This is a genomic window from Streptomyces coeruleoprunus, from assembly GCF_039542925.1.
GTDB classification, from domain to species: Bacteria; Actinomycetota; Actinomycetes; order Streptomycetales; family Streptomycetaceae; genus Streptomyces; species Streptomyces coeruleoprunus.
In genome coordinates this window covers 6,293,473-6,308,820 of the sequence record NZ_BAABIT010000001.1, presented here as the reverse complement: position 1 = coordinate 6,308,820, position 15,348 = coordinate 6,293,473, and the positions used below count along the sequence as shown (strand labels likewise).

Annotated in this window: 15 protein-coding genes; 2 read left to right on the top strand and 13 right to left on the bottom strand. The window is 73.4% G+C overall.

Going from position 1 to position 15,348, the window contains the following annotated elements; translation table 11 throughout:
- Nucleotides 1–360: 360 nt before the first annotated feature.
- The 3 genes from ABEB09_RS28330 to ABEB09_RS28320 form a co-directional block, all read right to left on the bottom strand.
- Nucleotides 361–1,533 carry an acyl-CoA dehydrogenase family protein gene (locus tag ABEB09_RS28330; protein WP_345692743.1) on the bottom strand — a complete coding sequence of 391 codons (1,173 nt, stop codon included), beginning with the start codon at nucleotides 1,531–1,533 and terminating at the stop codon, nucleotides 361–363.
- A 242-nt stretch (nucleotides 1,534–1,775) separates the two neighbouring features.
- On the bottom strand, nucleotides 1,776–1,922 hold the full coding sequence (locus ABEB09_RS28325) for an SCO1431 family membrane protein (protein WP_345692742.1): 147 nt from the start codon (nucleotides 1,920–1,922) through the stop codon (nucleotides 1,776–1,778).
- A 115-nt stretch (nucleotides 1,923–2,037) separates the two neighbouring features.
- Nucleotides 2,038–3,438: a peptidase C39 family protein gene (locus ABEB09_RS28320; protein ID WP_345692741.1), complete on the bottom strand. Its 1,401-nt coding sequence runs from the start codon at nucleotides 3,436–3,438 to the stop codon at nucleotides 2,038–2,040.
- Between the two features lie 210 nt (nucleotides 3,439–3,648).
- Between ABEB09_RS28320 and ABEB09_RS28315 the strand changes: the two genes are divergently transcribed.
- Together ABEB09_RS28315 and ABEB09_RS28310 are read left to right on the top strand one after the other, a co-directional pair.
- Nucleotides 3,649–4,257: a uridine kinase family protein gene (locus tag ABEB09_RS28315; RefSeq protein ID WP_345692740.1), complete on the top strand. Its 609-nt coding sequence runs from the start codon at nucleotides 3,649–3,651 to the stop codon at nucleotides 4,255–4,257.
- Between the two features lie 413 nt (nucleotides 4,258–4,670).
- Nucleotides 4,671–6,692 (top strand): AAA family ATPase, encoded by a 2,022-nt coding sequence (locus ABEB09_RS28310; protein WP_345692739.1) that lies wholly within the window; start codon nucleotides 4,671–4,673, stop codon nucleotides 6,690–6,692.
- A 50-nt stretch (nucleotides 6,693–6,742) separates the two neighbouring features.
- Here ABEB09_RS28310 and ABEB09_RS28305 read toward each other — a convergent pair whose 3' ends face one another.
- The 10 genes from ABEB09_RS28305 to ribD form a co-directional block, all read right to left on the bottom strand.
- Nucleotides 6,743–7,813 carry a hemolysin family protein gene (locus ABEB09_RS28305; protein ID WP_345692738.1) on the bottom strand — a complete coding sequence of 357 codons (1,071 nt, stop codon included), beginning with the start codon at nucleotides 7,811–7,813 and terminating at the stop codon, nucleotides 6,743–6,745.
- Nucleotides 7,810–9,147: a hemolysin family protein gene (locus ABEB09_RS28300; RefSeq protein ID WP_345692737.1), complete on the bottom strand. Its 1,338-nt coding sequence runs from the start codon at nucleotides 9,145–9,147 to the stop codon at nucleotides 7,810–7,812. Before ABEB09_RS28300 ends, ABEB09_RS28305 begins: the two co-directional genes overlap by 4 nt.
- Before the next feature lie 221 nt (nucleotides 9,148–9,368).
- Nucleotides 9,369–9,821 carry a PH domain-containing protein gene (locus ABEB09_RS28295; protein ID WP_345692736.1) on the bottom strand — a complete coding sequence of 151 codons (453 nt, stop codon included), beginning with the start codon at nucleotides 9,819–9,821 and terminating at the stop codon, nucleotides 9,369–9,371.
- A 29-nt stretch (nucleotides 9,822–9,850) separates the two neighbouring features.
- Entirely contained in the window at nucleotides 9,851–10,699 is an 849-nt protein-coding gene (gene hisG, locus ABEB09_RS28290) for an ATP phosphoribosyltransferase (protein ID WP_345692735.1), read from the bottom strand.
- Nucleotides 10,700–10,743: 44 nt separating this feature from the next.
- On the bottom strand, nucleotides 10,744–11,016 hold the full coding sequence (locus tag ABEB09_RS28285; protein ID WP_175409471.1) for a phosphoribosyl-ATP diphosphatase: 273 nt from the start codon (nucleotides 11,014–11,016) through the stop codon (nucleotides 10,744–10,746).
- Nucleotides 11,017–11,050: 34 nt separating this feature from the next.
- Nucleotides 11,051–11,536: a 6,7-dimethyl-8-ribityllumazine synthase gene (ribH, locus tag ABEB09_RS28280; protein ID WP_345692734.1), complete on the bottom strand. Its 486-nt coding sequence runs from the start codon at nucleotides 11,534–11,536 to the stop codon at nucleotides 11,051–11,053.
- 70 nt (nucleotides 11,537–11,606) lie between these two features.
- On the bottom strand, nucleotides 11,607–12,884 hold the full coding sequence (locus ABEB09_RS28275; protein WP_345692733.1) for a bifunctional 3,4-dihydroxy-2-butanone-4-phosphate synthase/GTP cyclohydrolase II: 1,278 nt from the start codon (nucleotides 12,882–12,884) through the stop codon (nucleotides 11,607–11,609).
- A complete protein-coding gene (locus ABEB09_RS28270) occupies nucleotides 12,881–13,531 on the bottom strand; it encodes a nicotinamide mononucleotide transporter family protein (RefSeq protein ID WP_345692732.1) in 651 nt (216 codons plus the stop codon). Before ABEB09_RS28270 ends, ABEB09_RS28275 begins: the two co-directional genes overlap by 4 nt.
- On the bottom strand, nucleotides 13,528–14,136 hold the full coding sequence (locus tag ABEB09_RS28265; RefSeq protein ID WP_345692731.1) for a riboflavin synthase: 609 nt from the start codon (nucleotides 14,134–14,136) through the stop codon (nucleotides 13,528–13,530). The genes ABEB09_RS28270 and ABEB09_RS28265 overlap by 4 nt, the downstream gene beginning before the upstream one ends.
- Nucleotides 14,137–15,294 carry a bifunctional diaminohydroxyphosphoribosylaminopyrimidine deaminase/5-amino-6-(5-phosphoribosylamino)uracil reductase RibD gene (gene ribD, locus ABEB09_RS28260; protein ID WP_345692730.1) on the bottom strand — a complete coding sequence of 386 codons (1,158 nt, stop codon included), beginning with the start codon at nucleotides 15,292–15,294 and terminating at the stop codon, nucleotides 14,137–14,139.
- Between the last annotated feature and the right edge of the window lie 54 nt (nucleotides 15,295–15,348).

Below are 15,348 nucleotides of genomic sequence, written 5' to 3'. Positions count from 1 at the left end.
GTGCGCGTTCCGCGCCCGGGGCGTCGCGCTGTGCCCGCAGACGCGGGGGCGGGCGGCCGGCGGGCAGGGTAGGCCGCGAACTGGCGCCCTATTGCCACGAGGGGTGACCCCGTGCGGGGAGCCCGCGTTGCCCTGGTATGACCTCGCTGTACTCGACGAGTGGCTATGTCCGGGGGCGCCTGGTGGTGCCCGGTACCGCCACGGGCTTCGGAGAATCGGTTCACCGGCCGGCCCCCGACCCGCCCATCTACCGCGAGATGCTGCGGCAGTGGGCCAGCAGCGGACGGACCCTGCCGGGCCGCCGCGACCAGGAGTGGACCCGGCTCACGGCGGCACCGGCGTGGACGCTCCAGGGGGAGGTCAGCGGCTCTCGGGGCCGAGCAGGTGACGGGCGATGACCACCCGCTGGATCTGGTTGGTGCCCTCGACGATCTGGAGCACCTTCGCCTCGCGCATGTAGCGCTCGGCCGGGAAGTCGGCGGTGTAGCCGTAGCCGCCGAGTACCTGCACGGCGTCGGTGGTCACCTTCATGGCCGCGTCCGTGCAGAACAGCTTCGCCATGGCCGCCTGCCGGGAGAACGGCCTGCCCGCGTCCCTGAGCCGGGCGGCCGCCAGGTAGAGGGAGCGGCCGGCCTCGATCTGCGTGGCCATGTCGGCGAGCATGAAGCGCAGCCCCTGGAAGTCGGCGATCGGGCGGCCGAACTGCCGCCGGTCCTGGGCGTAGGCCGTGGCCTCGTCCAGCGCGGCCTGGGCGACGCCGATGGCGCACGCGGCGATACCGAGGCGACCCGAGTCGAGCGCGGACAGGGCGATCGTGAAGCCCTGCCCCTCCTCGCCGATGCGCCGCGCGTCGGGCACGCGGACGCCGTCGAAGTGGAGCTGGGCGGTGGGCGAGCCCTTCATGCCCATCTTCTTCTCGGGGGCGGCGGCGGTCAGGCCCTCGGCGTCGCCGGGCACCAGGAACGCGGTGATGCCGCGCGGGCCTTCGCCGCCCGTGCGGGCCATGACGGTGTAGAAGTCGGCGATGCCGCCGTGGGTGATCCAGGCCTTCGTGCCGGTGATGACCCAGTCGTCGCCGTCGCGGACCGCCTTGGTGCGCATCGAGGCGGCGTCGGAGCCGGAGGCCGGCTCGGAGAGGCAGTAGCCGCCGAGGAGGCCGCCGCCGAGCATGGCGGGCAGGTGCTCGGTCTGCTGCTCCTTGGTGCCGTAGCCGGCGAGGGCGTGGCAGGACAGCGAGTGGACGCTGACGCCGAGGCCCACGGTGAGGCGGGCGGCGGCCAGCTCCTCCAGGACTTGGAGGTAGACCTCGTACGGCTGGTCCCCGCCGCCGAGACCGGAGTCGTAGGGCAGGCCGAGCAGGCCCGATTCCGAGAGGAGCGAGAAGACCTGGCGCGGGAAGTGGCCCGCTTCCTCCTCCTCGGCGGCCCGGGGGGCGATCTCCCCTTGGACGATGTCGCGGACCAGGGCGATCAGGTCCCTGGACTCCTCCGTGGGCAGCTGACGTTCCACCGGCTGCGGGGCGCGGTCGGGCATTGCGGCGCTCTCCTCCCTGTCGGGCGCTGCGGCGGTCGCGCGCGCAGGGTAGGGGCGGCGCCGCCGGGTCTCACTGCTCCGCCGATGCTGCCCGTCCGGATCACGGAAATGGCAGATCAATGGCTGTGGCGGCACGAGTATGCCCGATCGGGTGGCTCACGTCAGCAGGGGAAAGACACCCTTCGATAACGCTCGTTCACTTCCCGGCCCGGCCATGGCCCGGCGAGGGAGCGGCCGTGGGATCAGAGCAGCCCGGCGCGGGTGACCAGTACGGCGACGGCGACGACGAGGACCCAGCCGAGGACGTGCTCCAGCCAGGTGGGGCCGTCCTCCTTCGGGCCTCCGGTGCGGGCTCGGACGAGGGGGGCGGCGGCTGCGTTCGCGGTCATGGCATCTCGCTGTGGTCGTACGGCTGTGTCTCGTTCCCCGTGACAGTCCACAGTGCCAGGGGCGGGCGCGGTACGGGGCGAGACGTTCCTCACGCCCCGCCCGCCCCCCGTCCGCTCAGCGGATGCCGACCGCCGCGAGGGCGCGGCGCTGGGCCGGTGTGGCGTGGGTGGGCCAGTACACGTAGCAGACGCCGCCGGTGCCGGAGACGACCTTGCCGGTGGCGTTGTACCGCTTCGTCCTGAGCCAGATGTTCTCCCACTCGCGCCGCCGGTAGACGCGGCGCACGGCCTCGTTCGTGGGGGACGCCGGGTCGTTGGCGACGACGTCGCCGTCGGCGGTGAAGCCGATCACGGTCATCAGGTGGCCGGCGGTGCCGTAGCCCGCTCCGGTCAGCTCCTCCTTGAGGAACGACTGGGAGGTGATCACGGGGATGTCCGCCGCGATCAGGGTCTCCAGGTCGGTGAGCGAGCGCAGCCGGGTGACCACGGCGTCGAGGTGGTCGTAGGTGGCGGCGTAGGCGGCGTTGAAGGGCCAGTTGCCGCACCCCTCGTACTGGTGGTCGTACGTGAAGCGGGCGGCGTGGCAGACCTGCGGGTCCGCGTAGGCGGGGTCGACCCAGGCCAGCTGTCCGGCGGTCGGCCGGCGGCCCCAGTACTCGACGATCATCTGGGACGAGGTGGGGCTGCACCAGGCCTCGCCGCCGTTGTCGTACTCCGGGTACTGGCCGACATGGGTGTTCTGCGAGTAGCGCGGGACCGCCAGCTCGCGGGCGATGCCCGGCTCGGAGGCCGGGACGGTGAAGCGGTCCGGGATGTCGGAGGCCATGGCGCCCACGCGCCACACCGTCGGCGTGAGCCCGCTGCCCGGGGCGCGGTGGAGGGTCAGGCGCAGCCGGTACGACTCCAGGCGCGGGCCCGCCGAGGCGTCGTCGATCGCCAGGGTGTCGGTCCAGACGCTGCTGCGTCCGTCGCGCTGGCCGTCGACCGAGGTCCGCAGGATGTCGCCGTCGCCGGAGGCCCAGCGGCCCATGACGTACCACGGGGTGTCGGTGCCGTCCGTGTAGCGGGCGCTGAGTTCGACGGCGATCCAGGTGCCGGCGGGCGTGTCGGCGTTCCAGGACGCGATGACCTCCGTGGCGGGGACGGCCGGGGTGTGGCGGGGGGAGGTCCAGCGGCCGTACTCCCATGTGGCGGTACGGCCGGAGTGCGGGTCGGTGTAGTCGGTGCGGCCGACGGGCGCGTCGAGGACGAGGGCGGGGCGGCGCCGGGCGACGGGCCGTACGCCCTCGGCCGTACCGCAGCGCCAGTCGGTGTACGAGGTCCAGAAACGGTTGTCGACCAGCCCGCCGGCTCCGTCGCGACCGCCCAGCGCCGCTGCGTCCGCCGGGGCGGTGGGTGCCGTCGGCGCGGTGGCGGGCGGTGCCGCGGACGCGGGGGGCGCGGTGGACGCCGCGGCGGCGCCGGCGGCGGCCAGGGCGGCCGCGAGAACGGTTCTGCGCGGGGTGGAGCTGCTCATACGGGGACCCCCGGTGGGACGGCGACGGACAGCGGAACAGGGTGCGCGCGTGCGCCCACTATCGCCGGACGGCACAGCCTTGGCCAGGCATCTCGCGTCGTGGCGCGATCGTGTCACCGGTCTTGACCTCTGGTGTTCTGGGCGGCGCCCCCTCGCGCGCTCACCGACCGGCCGCCGGGGCGCCGGCCACTCGCTCGATAGGGTGAACGTATGTCCGATCTCGCCCCTCTGGCCGCCGAGCTGCGCGCGCTGCCGCCGTCCTGCGGGCCGGTGCGCCTGGTCGCGGTCGACGGGCACGCCGGCTCGGGGAAGTCGACGTTCACGCGCCGGCTCGCCGAGGCGCTGGGCGGGGCGCCGGTGCTGCACCTCGACGACATCGCCACGCACGACGAACTCTTCGCGTGGACCGACCGGCTCCGGACCCAGGTGCTCGTCCCCTTCGGGCACGGAGAGGCGGCCGAGTATCACCCGTACGACTGGAATCTGCGCCGCTTCGGGCCGGCCCGGCGGATCCTGCCCGCGCCGGTCGTCCTCGTCGAGGGCGTGGGCGCCGGGAGGCGCGCGCTGCGGCCCCACCTGGCGCGACTGCTGTGGATGGAGCGGGGGCCGCAGGAGTCCTGGCAGCGGGGCCGGTACCGGGACGGACCTGGGCTCTCCGTTTTCTGGGACGGATGGACAGTGGCGGAGACCCGCCATTTCGCGTGCGACCCTTCGCGCCCCTTTGCCGACATCCTGGTGCGGGAGTGTCCCGTGGGATACGAGTGGCAGGTGAGGCGCCCTTCGGGGGTCGTCACGAAACCGAATAATCACCCAGAGTGACGACATTGCGGGGTGGTGCAGACCCGTCGGAAATCAGCCGCTCGGACTGCCTCAACTTCGCTTGACCGACGGGGCGTACAGGTCTTACGTTCTCAATGTGCGGCTTTTCGGAGCCGTCGCAGACGCGAAGCCCCCGGTTGTTCCCCCGTGATCGGGGGCTTCGTTCTGCCCGCACCCCCCCTTCCGCGCACACCGCGCCCACCCTCTGCGCTCACCCTCGGTCACCGTCGTCGACGGCGCCCGCAGCCGCCCCCCGATGCACTCCGTGCGCTCGTCGCGCCCTTAAACGGGCATCCTGTGCGTGGGTACGATGCACGACGGTGCGGTCAAAGCCCGTCCCAGAGAAGGCGATGGGGAATGCTTCCGGCGGGCGTCCGCCCGGCGGCTACGGGGACACGTTTGTGGGGGACCCGATGGACATCGGCACGCAGGGCACACAGGCCCCGGCCGACCTCGCCTGGCTGCGCGGTGTGGACGCCTACACGATGGGCGCGTACCCCCAGGCCGAGGAGGAGTTCCGGGCCGCGGTGCGGATCGACCCGGGGATGGCCGACGGCTGGCTCGGGCTGCACGCGCTGCGGGTCGACACGACCACGGCGCTGCTGCGCATGTACCACCACCGGGAACGGTTCGGCGAGCAGCGCGCCCGGCACCGGCGGACGCTCAACTCCTGGTACTGGCTGGGCTGGTGGGTCCAGCCCGTGCTGGAGAGCCCGCGCGACCTGCTGCTGGCGCACGCCTCGCACTGGCTGGACGGCCGGCACGTGCCCGAGCTGGACCGGGCCCTGGCGGAGCTGCCGCCGGTCGACACGGACGCCCAGGTCCGCTTCCTGCACGCCTGCCGGGCGTACCTCGTCAAGGACTGGGACCAGCTCGTCCGGCACACCGAGCCCCTGGTGGACGACCCGCTGCTCGGGATCGAGGCCGGGCTGTTCGGCGGCATGGCACGGGTCCGGCTGGAGATGTACGGGCAGGCCGAGCCGCTGCTGTCGGCGGCGCTGATGCGGTGCCGCAGCGAGCAGCCGCAGCGCAAGGAGCTGCGGTACTGGCTGGCGCGGGCGCACGAGGGCACGGGCCGCAGTGCCGCGGCGCTCCCCCTGTACCGGGCGGTGCACCGGGTGGACCCCGCGTTCATGGACACGGCCGCGCGGCTGGCGGCCATCGCCGAGTACGACGGGATCGACGGGTCGGACGGGTCGGCGGACCTGGCGGCGGTGTCCCTGGCCGGGGCGGGCGCCGGGGCCGGCACCGGGCCCGGGAACGGCGCGGACAGCGGGGCCGGGAGCGGGTCGACGGCGCAGGACCTGCTGGATCCGCTGGACGGGGCGGAGGCGCAGGGGCCGGACGGACTGGACGTGCCGCCGTCGGGGCCTGCCGGGGGGAGCCCGGCGGGGTCGTCCCCCGGGTCCTCGGCGGGGCCCTCCGCGGGGGGACCCGCGGCTCCGGTGCCGCCGGGCGGGGCGCGGGAGAAGGGCGGCGGTCTGCCCGGGGCGGCCGGGCGGGGCGTTCCGCCGCCGTTCCCCGCGAGCCCCACCGATCCGGCGCTCCTCGCCGAGGCGCTGTCCGAGCTGGAGCGCATGGTGGGGCTCGAGCCCGTCAAGCGTCAGGTCAAGGCGCTGTCGGCGCAGCTGGAGATGGCCCGGCTGCGCGCCGGGCAGGGGCTGCCCGTGCAGCCGCCGAAACGTCACTTTGTCTTCTCCGGCCCCTCCGGCACCGGCAAGACCACCGTCGCGCGGATCCTCGGCCGGGTGTTCTACGCCCTGGGACTGCTCGGCGGCGACCACCTCGTGGAGGCTCAACGCGCGGACCTCGTCGGTGAGTTCCTGGGGCAGACCGCCGTGAAGGCCAACGAGCTGATCGACTCCGCGCTGGGCGGGGTGCTGTTCGTGGACGAGGCGTACTCGCTGTCCAACTCCGGGTACAGCAAGGGCGACGCGTACGGCGACGAGGCGCTCCAGGTGCTGCTGAAGCGGGCCGAGGACAACCGGGACCACCTGGTGGTCATCCTGGCCGGCTACCCCGAGGGCATGGACCGGCTGCTGGCCGCCAACCCCGGGCTGTCGTCGCGCTTCACCACGCGCGTGGACTTCCCGTCGTACCGGCCGCTGGAGCTGACGGAGATCGGCAAGGTGCTGGCCGCGGCGAACGGGGACCTGTGGGACGACGAGGCGCTGGACGAGCTGCGCTCGATCAGTGGCCATGTCGTGGACCAGGGCTGGATCGACGAGCTGGGCAACGGGCGGTTCCTGCGGACGCTGTACGAGAAGTCCTGCGCGTACCGCGACCTGCGGCTCACCGGGTACGCGGCCACCCCGACCCGCGAGGACCTGGCGACCCTGCGGCTGCCCGACCTGATGCAGGCGTACGGCGAAGTCCTCTCGGGCCGAGGCCCCAGCCCCCACACTCCGCAGGACCCGCCACCGACGTCCTTCTGACCGGGGCCGCTCCTGCTGTGGGCGGGAACGGCCCTCGGCCCGGGAAGCCCCTACGCCGGGAGCGCGTCCGATTCCGGCGAGGGGCGCGGTTCCGCCAGGAGGCGGTGGGACGGGTCGCGGACCTCGCCCACCAGCATCTCCAGGACGTCCTCCAGCGCCACAAGACCCAGCACCCGCCCCGACGCGTCCGCGACCTGCGCCAGGTGCGTGGCCGCGCGGCGCATCACCGTCAGGGCGTCGTCGAGCGGCAGCTCGGCCCGCAGCGTGGCCATGGGCCGCCACACGTGCTGCGGCACGGCGCGCTCGCCGTCCTCCAGGTCCAGGACGTCCTTCACGTGCAGGAAGCCGAGGAACGCGCCGCCGCCCTCCGAACGGACCGGGAAGCGGGAGTAGCCCGTGCGCACTGTGAGGGCCTCGACCTGCGCCGGGGTGACCGACGGGGGCACCGTCACCACGGCCGTGCGCGGGATCATCACGTCCCGTACGGGGCGGGTGCCCAGTTCGAGGGCGTCCTCCAGGCGTTCCTGGGCGGCCGGGTCGAGCAGCCCCGCCTGGCCGGAGTCCTCGACGAGGCGGCCGAGCTGGGCACTGGTGAAGACGGCCTCGACCTCGTCCTTCGGTTCGACGCCGAAGGCCTTGAGGACGAGCTGGGCGCAGGCGCCGAGGCCCGCGGTCACCGGGCGGCACAGCCGGGCGAAGCCGACGAGGCCCGGGCTCAGCCACAGCGCGGTCCGCTCCGGGTCCGCCATGGCCAGGTTCTTCGGGACCATCTCGCCGATGACGAGGTGGAGGAAGACGACGACCGCGAGGGCGATGACGTAGCCGAGGGGGTGGATCAGGCCCTCGGGGAGGTGTATCGCGTGGAACAGCGGTTCCAGCAGGCGCGCGACGGTCGGCTCGGCGACCGCGCCGAGGGTGAGCGAGCAGACGGTGATGCCGAACTGCGCGGCGGCCATCATCTGGGGGAGGTTCTCCAGGCCGTGGAGGACCTTGCGGGCCCGCTTGGTGCCGATCTGTTCGATCTGGCTGCGGCGGACGGAGACCAGGGCGAACTCGGCGCCCACGAAGAAGCCGTTCGCGAGCACGAGGAGCCCCGCGAAGATCAGTTGGAGCGTGTTCACCGGGCGGCCTCCACCGCTTCCGTGACGTCGGCCGTACGGGCCAGCCGGACGCGCTCGGCCCGGTAGCGGTCCACCTGGCGGACCGAGAGGCGCCAGCCGGGCAGCTCGACGCGGTCACCGGGGACGGGGATGCGGCCGAGGAGGTCCGCGACGAGGCCGGCGACGGTCTCGTACGGGCCTTCGGCCTCCAGGCCGATCCGCCGGAGCGCGTCGATGCGGCAGCTGCCGTCGGCCTCCCACGTCGGCCGGCCGTCCTCGGCGGGGACGGCGGCCAGCTCGGGCAGCTCCTCCCCCGCCGCGTCGTGCTCGTCGCGGACCTCGCCGACCAGCTCCTCGACGATGTCCTCCAGCGTGACCACGCCCGCCGTGCCGCCGTACTCGTCGACGACCACGGCTATGGGCTGTTCGCTGCGCAGCCGCTCCAGGAGCGACTGGGCGGGCAGGGTCTCCGGGACGAGGAGCGGCGGGACGGCGATCCGCCCCACACGGGTGCGCAGCCGCTCGTGCTTCGGCACGGCGAGGGCGTCCTTGAGGTGGACCATGCCGACGATCTCGTCGATGCGGTCCCGGTAGACCGGGAACCGGGACAGGCCCGTCGCGCGGGTGAGGTTGAGGACGTCCGCGGCGGTCGCGTCGGACTGCAGGGCGCTGACCTTCACGCGCGGTGTCATCAGGTGCTGCGCGGTGAGGCCGCCGAGGGACAGGGTGCGCACGAAGAGGTCGGCGGTGTCCTGTTCGAGTGCGCCGGCCCGCGCGGAGTGCCGGGCCAGCGAGACGAGCTCGCCGGGGGTACGGGCGGAGGCCAGCTCCTCGGTGGGCTCCACGCCCATGAGGCGTACGAGCCGGTTGGCGACCGCGTTGAGGAGGGCGATCACCGGGCGGAAGAGCGCGGAGAAGACGTGCTGCGGTCCGGCGACGAACCGCGCGACCTGGAGGGGCCGCGACACCGCCCAGTTCTTGGGGACGAGTTCGCCGATCACCATCTGCACGGCGGACGCGGCCAGCATGCCGATGACGACCGCGACTCCGGGGACGGCCCCCGCGGGCAGTCCGGTCGCGGTGAGCGGCCCGTCCAGGAGCCGGGCGAGGGCCGGCTCGGCGAGCATGCCGACGACGAGGGAGGTGATGGTGATGCCGAGCTGGGTGCCGGAGAGCTGGAAGGACAGCTCCCGCAGGGCCTTGACGACGGTACGGGCCCGTCGGTCGCCCTCGGCGGCGGCGCGCTCGGCGTCCGCCCGCTCCACGGTGACGAGGCCGAACTCGGCCGCCACGAAGAAGCCGTTGGCGAGGATGAGCAGGAATGCCGCACAGAGCAGCAGGAGGGGGATGGTCATGCCGCCGCCTCCTCGGGTGCGGAGGGGGCGGCGCAGGTACTACCGGACGGTCCGTCCATTGCTGGAGGGAGTCACTCCTCGGGTCGCAGGTGCCCCGCCGGCCCGACTGCTGCCGTCTTTCGCGGGGCGGGGCGCGCTCGGCGCCACCGCGCACAAGAGTAATCACGCCGGGGGCGCGTGGGGCAGAGGGCGGCCCCGTACAAGGGACCGCCCCCGCGGTGTCAGCGCTCTTCGGTGCCGGTTCCGCGCTGCTCGGCGAGGGCGCGCAGGGTCCGCGCGTCGCGGATGGCCTGCTCGCGGCCGATGCCGGGCTGGATGCCGAGCGCGGGCAGGCTCGTGCCGTCGCTGAGGTCCAGGAACACCCACGGGTCGCCGGTGCGGAGGTTCACATGGAGGATCTCCGCCCAGGCGAGCCGGCGGCTGCGCGTGAGGTTCACGACGGTGACGCCCTCGTCGTCGGCGACGACCTTGGGCCTGCTGAGCAGGACCAGCACGCCGTAGAAGAGGCCGGCGGTGAGGACGAAGCTGACGCGCTCCCCCGGGCTGAGGTGCTCCAGTATCACGCCGATCGCCGAGACGACGACGAACAGGACCGCCCCGATGGTCAGCAGGACCGCCCGGGTGCGGGTCGGCCGGAACGTCACGGGGAGTGCGGGCAGCGGGACGTCGGACATGGGTGGGGTGGTCCTTCGGTGCTGTGCCGTCAGAGGCGGCAGGCGTGGATCTCCGTCGTCAGGATGGCCCGCGCGCCCAGCGCGTACAGGTCGTCCATGATGCGCTGGGCGTCCCGGGCGGGGACCATGGCGCGGACGGCGACCCAGCCCTCGTTGTGGAGGGGGGAGACGGTCGGCGACTCGAGGCCCGGGGTGAGGGCGACGGCCTGCTCCAGGTGCTCGGCGCGGCAGTCGTAGTCCATCATCACGTAGCTGCGGGCGACCAGGACGCCCTGGAGGCGGCGGAGGAACCGCTGCACCTCGGGGTCGTCGGTGGGCGCGCCGGTGCGGCGGACGACGACGGCCTCGGAGGTGAGGATCGGCTCGCCGACGACCTCCAGGCCGGCGTTGCGCAGGGAGGTGCCGGTCTCGACGACGTCGGCGATGACCTGGGCGACGCCGAGCTGGATGGCGGTCTCGACGGCGCCGTCCAGGTGGACGACGGAGGCGTCGATGCCGTGGTCGGCGAGGTGCTTGGCGACGATGCCCTCGTAGGAGGTGGCGATCGTCATGCCGCCGAACCCGTCGGGGCCGGAGGCGGTGCCGGGGCGGGTGGCGTACCGGAAAGTGGAGCGGGCGAAGCCCAGCTCCAGGATCTCCTCGGCGTTGGCGCCCGAGTCGAGCAGCAGGTCGCGGCCGGTGATGCCGATGTCGAGCTTGCCGGAGGCGACGTAGATCGCGATGTCCCGGGGGCGGAGGTAGAAGAACTCCACCTCGTTGTCCGGGTCGACCAGCACCAGTTCCTTGGACTCCTTGCGCTGCTTGTAGCCGGCCTCATGGAGCATCGCCGACGCAGGTCCGGACAGTGAACCCTTGTTGGGGACGGCGATGCGCAGCATGGGGTGGGCTTCCTTTGCTCGGGAGGGTGCGGGTGGGTGGTCGGTCAGAGGTGGGCGTAGACGTCGTCGAGGGAGATCCCGCGGGCCACCATCATCACCTGGACGTGGTAGAGCAGCTGCGAGATCTCCTCGGCGGCGGCTTCCTTGCCCTCGTACTCGGCGGCCATCCAGACTTCGGCGGCCTCCTCGACGACCTTCTTGCCGATCGCGTGGACGCCCTTGTCCACCAGCTCGGCGGTGCGGGAGGTGGCGGGGTCGCCGGTCCTGGCCTTGAGCTCCAGCTCGGCGAAGAGCTCTTCGAAGGTTTTGTTCGCCATGATGTCCTAAGAGTACGGGGTGCGGCGCCCGCACTCAGCGCCAGGGTTCGCTGACGGTGCGCAGCGTCATGGCGGTGGCCACGGCGGCGGTGACCGCTTCGTGCCCCTTGTCCTCGTTCGACCCTTCGAGGCCGGCCCGGTCGAGGGCCTGCTCCTCGGTGTCGCAGGTGAGGACGCCGAAGCCGACGGGGACACCGGTCTCGACGGAGACCTGGACGAGGCCCTGGGTGACGCCCTGGCACACGTAGTCGAAGTGCGGGGTGCCGCCCCGGATGACGACGCCGAGGGCGACGACGGCGTCGTAGCCGCGGCCGGCGAGGACCTTGGCGACGACGGGCAGCTCGAAGCTGCCGGGGACGCGGAGCAGGGTGGGCTCGTCGATGCCGAGTTCGTGGAGGGCGCGCAGGGCACCGTCGACCAGGCCGTTCATGATCTTGTCGTGCCACTGGGCCGCGATCACGGCGACACGGAGGTCGCCGCAGTTCTTCACGGTCAGTTCGGGTGCGCCCTTGCCGCTCACGTCTCTCCTCGGTGGTGCGTTGTGCGTCTGTGCGTATCGGGTGGGTGGGTGTTCCGGTGGTGCCCGCGGGTCAGCGGTCGGCGACCGCGGCCAGGCCGGCGGTGTCGAGCCAGGGCAGGTCGTGGCCCATGCGGTCGCGCTTGGTGCGCAGGTAGCGGACGTTGTGCTCGCCGGCCTCGACGGGCACGGGTTCCCGGCTGGTGACGGTCAGGCCGTGGCGGGCCAGGGCGTCGGTCTTGTCCGGGTTGTTGGTCAGCAGCCGGATGCTGTGGACGCCGAGGTCGGCGAGCATCCGGGCGCCTGCCGCGTAGTCGCGGGCGTCGGCGGGGAGGCCGAGTTCCAGGTTGGCGTCGAGGGTGTCGCGGCCGCGCTCCTGGAGTTCGTACGCCCGGAGCTTGGAGACCAGGCCGATGCCGCGGCCCTCGTGTCCGCGCAGGTACACGACGACACCGCGGCCGGCCTCGGTGATCCGGTCCATGGCGGCGTGCAGCTGGGGGCCGCAGTCGCAGCGCAGCGAGTGGAAGACGTCGCCGGTGAGGCACTCGGAGTGGACGCGGACGAGGACGTCCTCGCCGTCGCCGATGTCGCCGTGGACGAGGGCGACGTGCTCGACGCCGTCGACGGTGGAGCGGTAGCCGTACGCGGTGAAGTGTCCGTGGGCGGTGGGCAGGTTCACCTCGGCCTCGCGGCGGACGGTGGGCTCCGCCGCGCGGCGGTAGGCGATCAGGTCCTCGATGGAGATGATCGTCAGGCCGTGCTTCCGGGCGAACGGGACCAGCTCCGGCAGCCGCAGCATCACGCCGTCCTCGCCGGCGATCTCGACGATCGCGCCGGCGGGGCGGAGGCCGGCGAGCCGGGCGAGGTCGACGGCGGCCTCGGTGTGGCCGTTGCGGGCGAGGACGCCGCCGGGGCGGGCGCGCAGCGGGAAGACGTGGCCGGGGCGGACGAAGTCGGCCGGCTCGGCGGTGCCGCTCGCGAGGAGCTGGAGGGTGGTGGCGCGGTCGGACGCGGAGATGCCGGTGGTGACGCCGTGCGCGGGGGCGGCGTCGACGGAGACGGTGAAGGCGGTCTTCATCGACTCGGTGTTGTCGTCGACCATCTGCGGGAGCCGGAGCCGGTCCAGTTCGTCGCCCTCCATGGGGGCGCAGATGAGGCCGCGGCACTCGCTCATCATGAACGCGACGATCTCGGGGGTGGCCTTCTCGGCGGCGATGACGAGGTCGCCCTCGTTCTCGCGGTCCTCGTCGTCGACGACCACGACGGGGCGGCCGGCGGCGATGTCGGCGATGGCCTGCTCGACCGGGTCGAGGGCGAGGTCGGTGGTGTCCCACACGGGCAGGGCGGTCATGCCGGTGCTCCTTCCAGAGCCGGGGCCTGGCTGCGCGTCCGGAGCCACCAGTCGCGCATGCCCCACAGGACGAGGGCGAAGTAGATCACGTAGACGAGGCCGGAGAAGGCGAGGCCGCTGCTGAAGGCGAGCGGGACGCCGACGACGTCGACGAGGAGCCAGGCGAACCAGAACTCGACGAGGCCGCGGGCCTGGGCGACCATCGCGACGAGGGTGCCGACGAAGATGTACGCGTCGGCCCACGGGCTCCAGGACAGCGCCGGGTACAGGGTGAACAGGCCGCCGACGGCGAGGGTCCCGAGGACCGCGCCGGCGAGCAGCAGGCCGCGCTCGCGCCAGGTGGCGAACCGGACGGCGATGGAGCCGTCCTGGGCCTGGCCGCGGCCGAGGTGCCACTGCCGCCAGCCCCACAGGGCGACGCCGATGACGAGCAGCTGCTTGCCGACGCCGCCGCTCAGCTGGGCCGAGGCGTAGGCGGCGACGAGAATGACACCGGAGAGGAACTGGGCGGGCCAGGTCCAGATGGAGCGCCGCCAGCCGAGGGCGAGGGCGGCGAGGCCGATGGTGTTGCCGAGCATGTCGGACCAGAGGATGTGCTGCCCGAAGGCGGTGAACGCCTCGGCGTTCAGCCAGTTGAGCGCGGTCACTTGGCGTCCTTCCCGGCGCGCGTGCCGAGCAGCCGCTCGACGTACTTGGCGATCACGTCGACCTCGAGGTTGACCGGGTCGCCGGGCTGCTTCACGCCGAGCGTGGTCAGGGCGAGGGTCGTGGGGATGAGGCTGACGGTGAAGTACGCGTCGGCGGCCTCGACGACGGTGAGGCTGACGCCGTCGACCGTGATGGAGCCCTTCTCGACGACGTACCGGGCGAGTTCGGCGGGCAGCGAGATCTTGACGATCTCCCAGTTCTCGGAGGGCGTGCGCGCGACGATCGTGCCGGTGCCGTCGACGTGTCCCTGGACGATGTGTCCGCCGAAGCGGCCGTCGGCCACCATGGGGCGCTCCAGGTTGACCCGGGAGCCGGTCGTGAGCGCGCCGAGGCTGGAGCGCTTGAGGGTCTCGGCCATCACGTCGGCGGTGAACTCGTCGCCCTCGTGCTCGACGACGGTGAGGCAGACGCCGTTGACGGCGATGGAGTCGCCGTGCTTCGCGCCCTGGGTGACGACGGGGCCGCGCAGGCGGAAGCGGGAGGAGTCGCCGAGGTTCTCGACGGCGGTGACCTCACCCAGTTCTTCGACGATTCCGGTGAACACTCAGTGCTCCTTGGCGGCAGTTGGGGCGGGGACGGCGGTGCTGTGCGGGCCCGGGGGGCGACCCCCGGGTCCCCGGTCGGCCGGGACGGCCGTGATGCGGAGATCGGGGCCGAAGCGCGCGGTGTCGGTGACGTGGAGCCGCAACGCGTCGGCGATGGTGGTGATTCCGGCGTCGGCGAGGGCGGCGGGGCCGGCGCCCAGCAGGACGGGCGCGAGGTAGCCGACGACCTCGTCGACGGCGCCTTCGGCGGCGAAGGCGCCGGCCAGGGTCGGGCCGCCTTCGAGCAGCGCGGAGCGGATGTCCCGCGCGTGGAGGGCGGCCAGCAGGGCGGGGACGGACAGCCCGCGCCCGGACGCGGCCCTCGGCAGCCGTACGACGTCGGCGCCCGCGAGGTGGGCGGCGTCGGCGTCCTCGGCGACGGCGATCAGCGTGGGCGCCGCGTCGTCGAGGACGCGGGCGCCGGGCCGCACGGCGGTGGCCTCGCTGTCGACGACGACGCGCAGCGGCTGGACGGCTCCGTCGACGCCCCGGACGGCGAGGTGCGGGTCGTCGGTGCGGGCGGTGCCGGAGCCGACGATCACGGCGTCCGCCTCGGCGCGCAGCCGGTGGACGTCGGCGCGGGACTCGGCCGAGGTGATCCAGCGGCTGGTGCCGTCGGCGGCGGCGATGCGGCCGTCGAGCGTGGCGGCGTACTTCCAGCGGATGTAGGGGCGGCCGTGGCGTACGGAGGTGAGCCAGGCGGCGTTGCCGGCTTCGGCCTCGTCGGCGAGGAGGCCGGACTCGACCCGCACGCCGGCGGCGCGGAGGGTGTCGGCGCCGCCGGTGGCCTGCGGGTCGGGGTCGGCGACGGCGTAGACGACCCGCGCGACGCCCGCCTCGACGAGGGCCTGGGCGCAGGGGCCGGTGCGGCCGGTGTGGTTGCAGGGTTCGAGGGTGACGTAGGCGGTGCCGCCGCGGGCGAGGACACCGGCCCGGCGCAGGGCGTGGACCTCGGCGTGAGGGCCGCCGGCCCGCTCGTGCCAGCCGGCGCCGACCTCGTGTCCGGAGGCGTCGAGGACGACGCACCCGACGACCGGGTTGGGGCTGGTGGTGCCGAGTCCGCGGGCGGCGAGCGCGACGGCTCGGCGCATGGCGTTCACATCGGCTGCGGTGGCCACCGGGTCCTCCTGCCTCGTCGGGCACGGACTCCGGGGCTGTCGCGAAAGGACAGA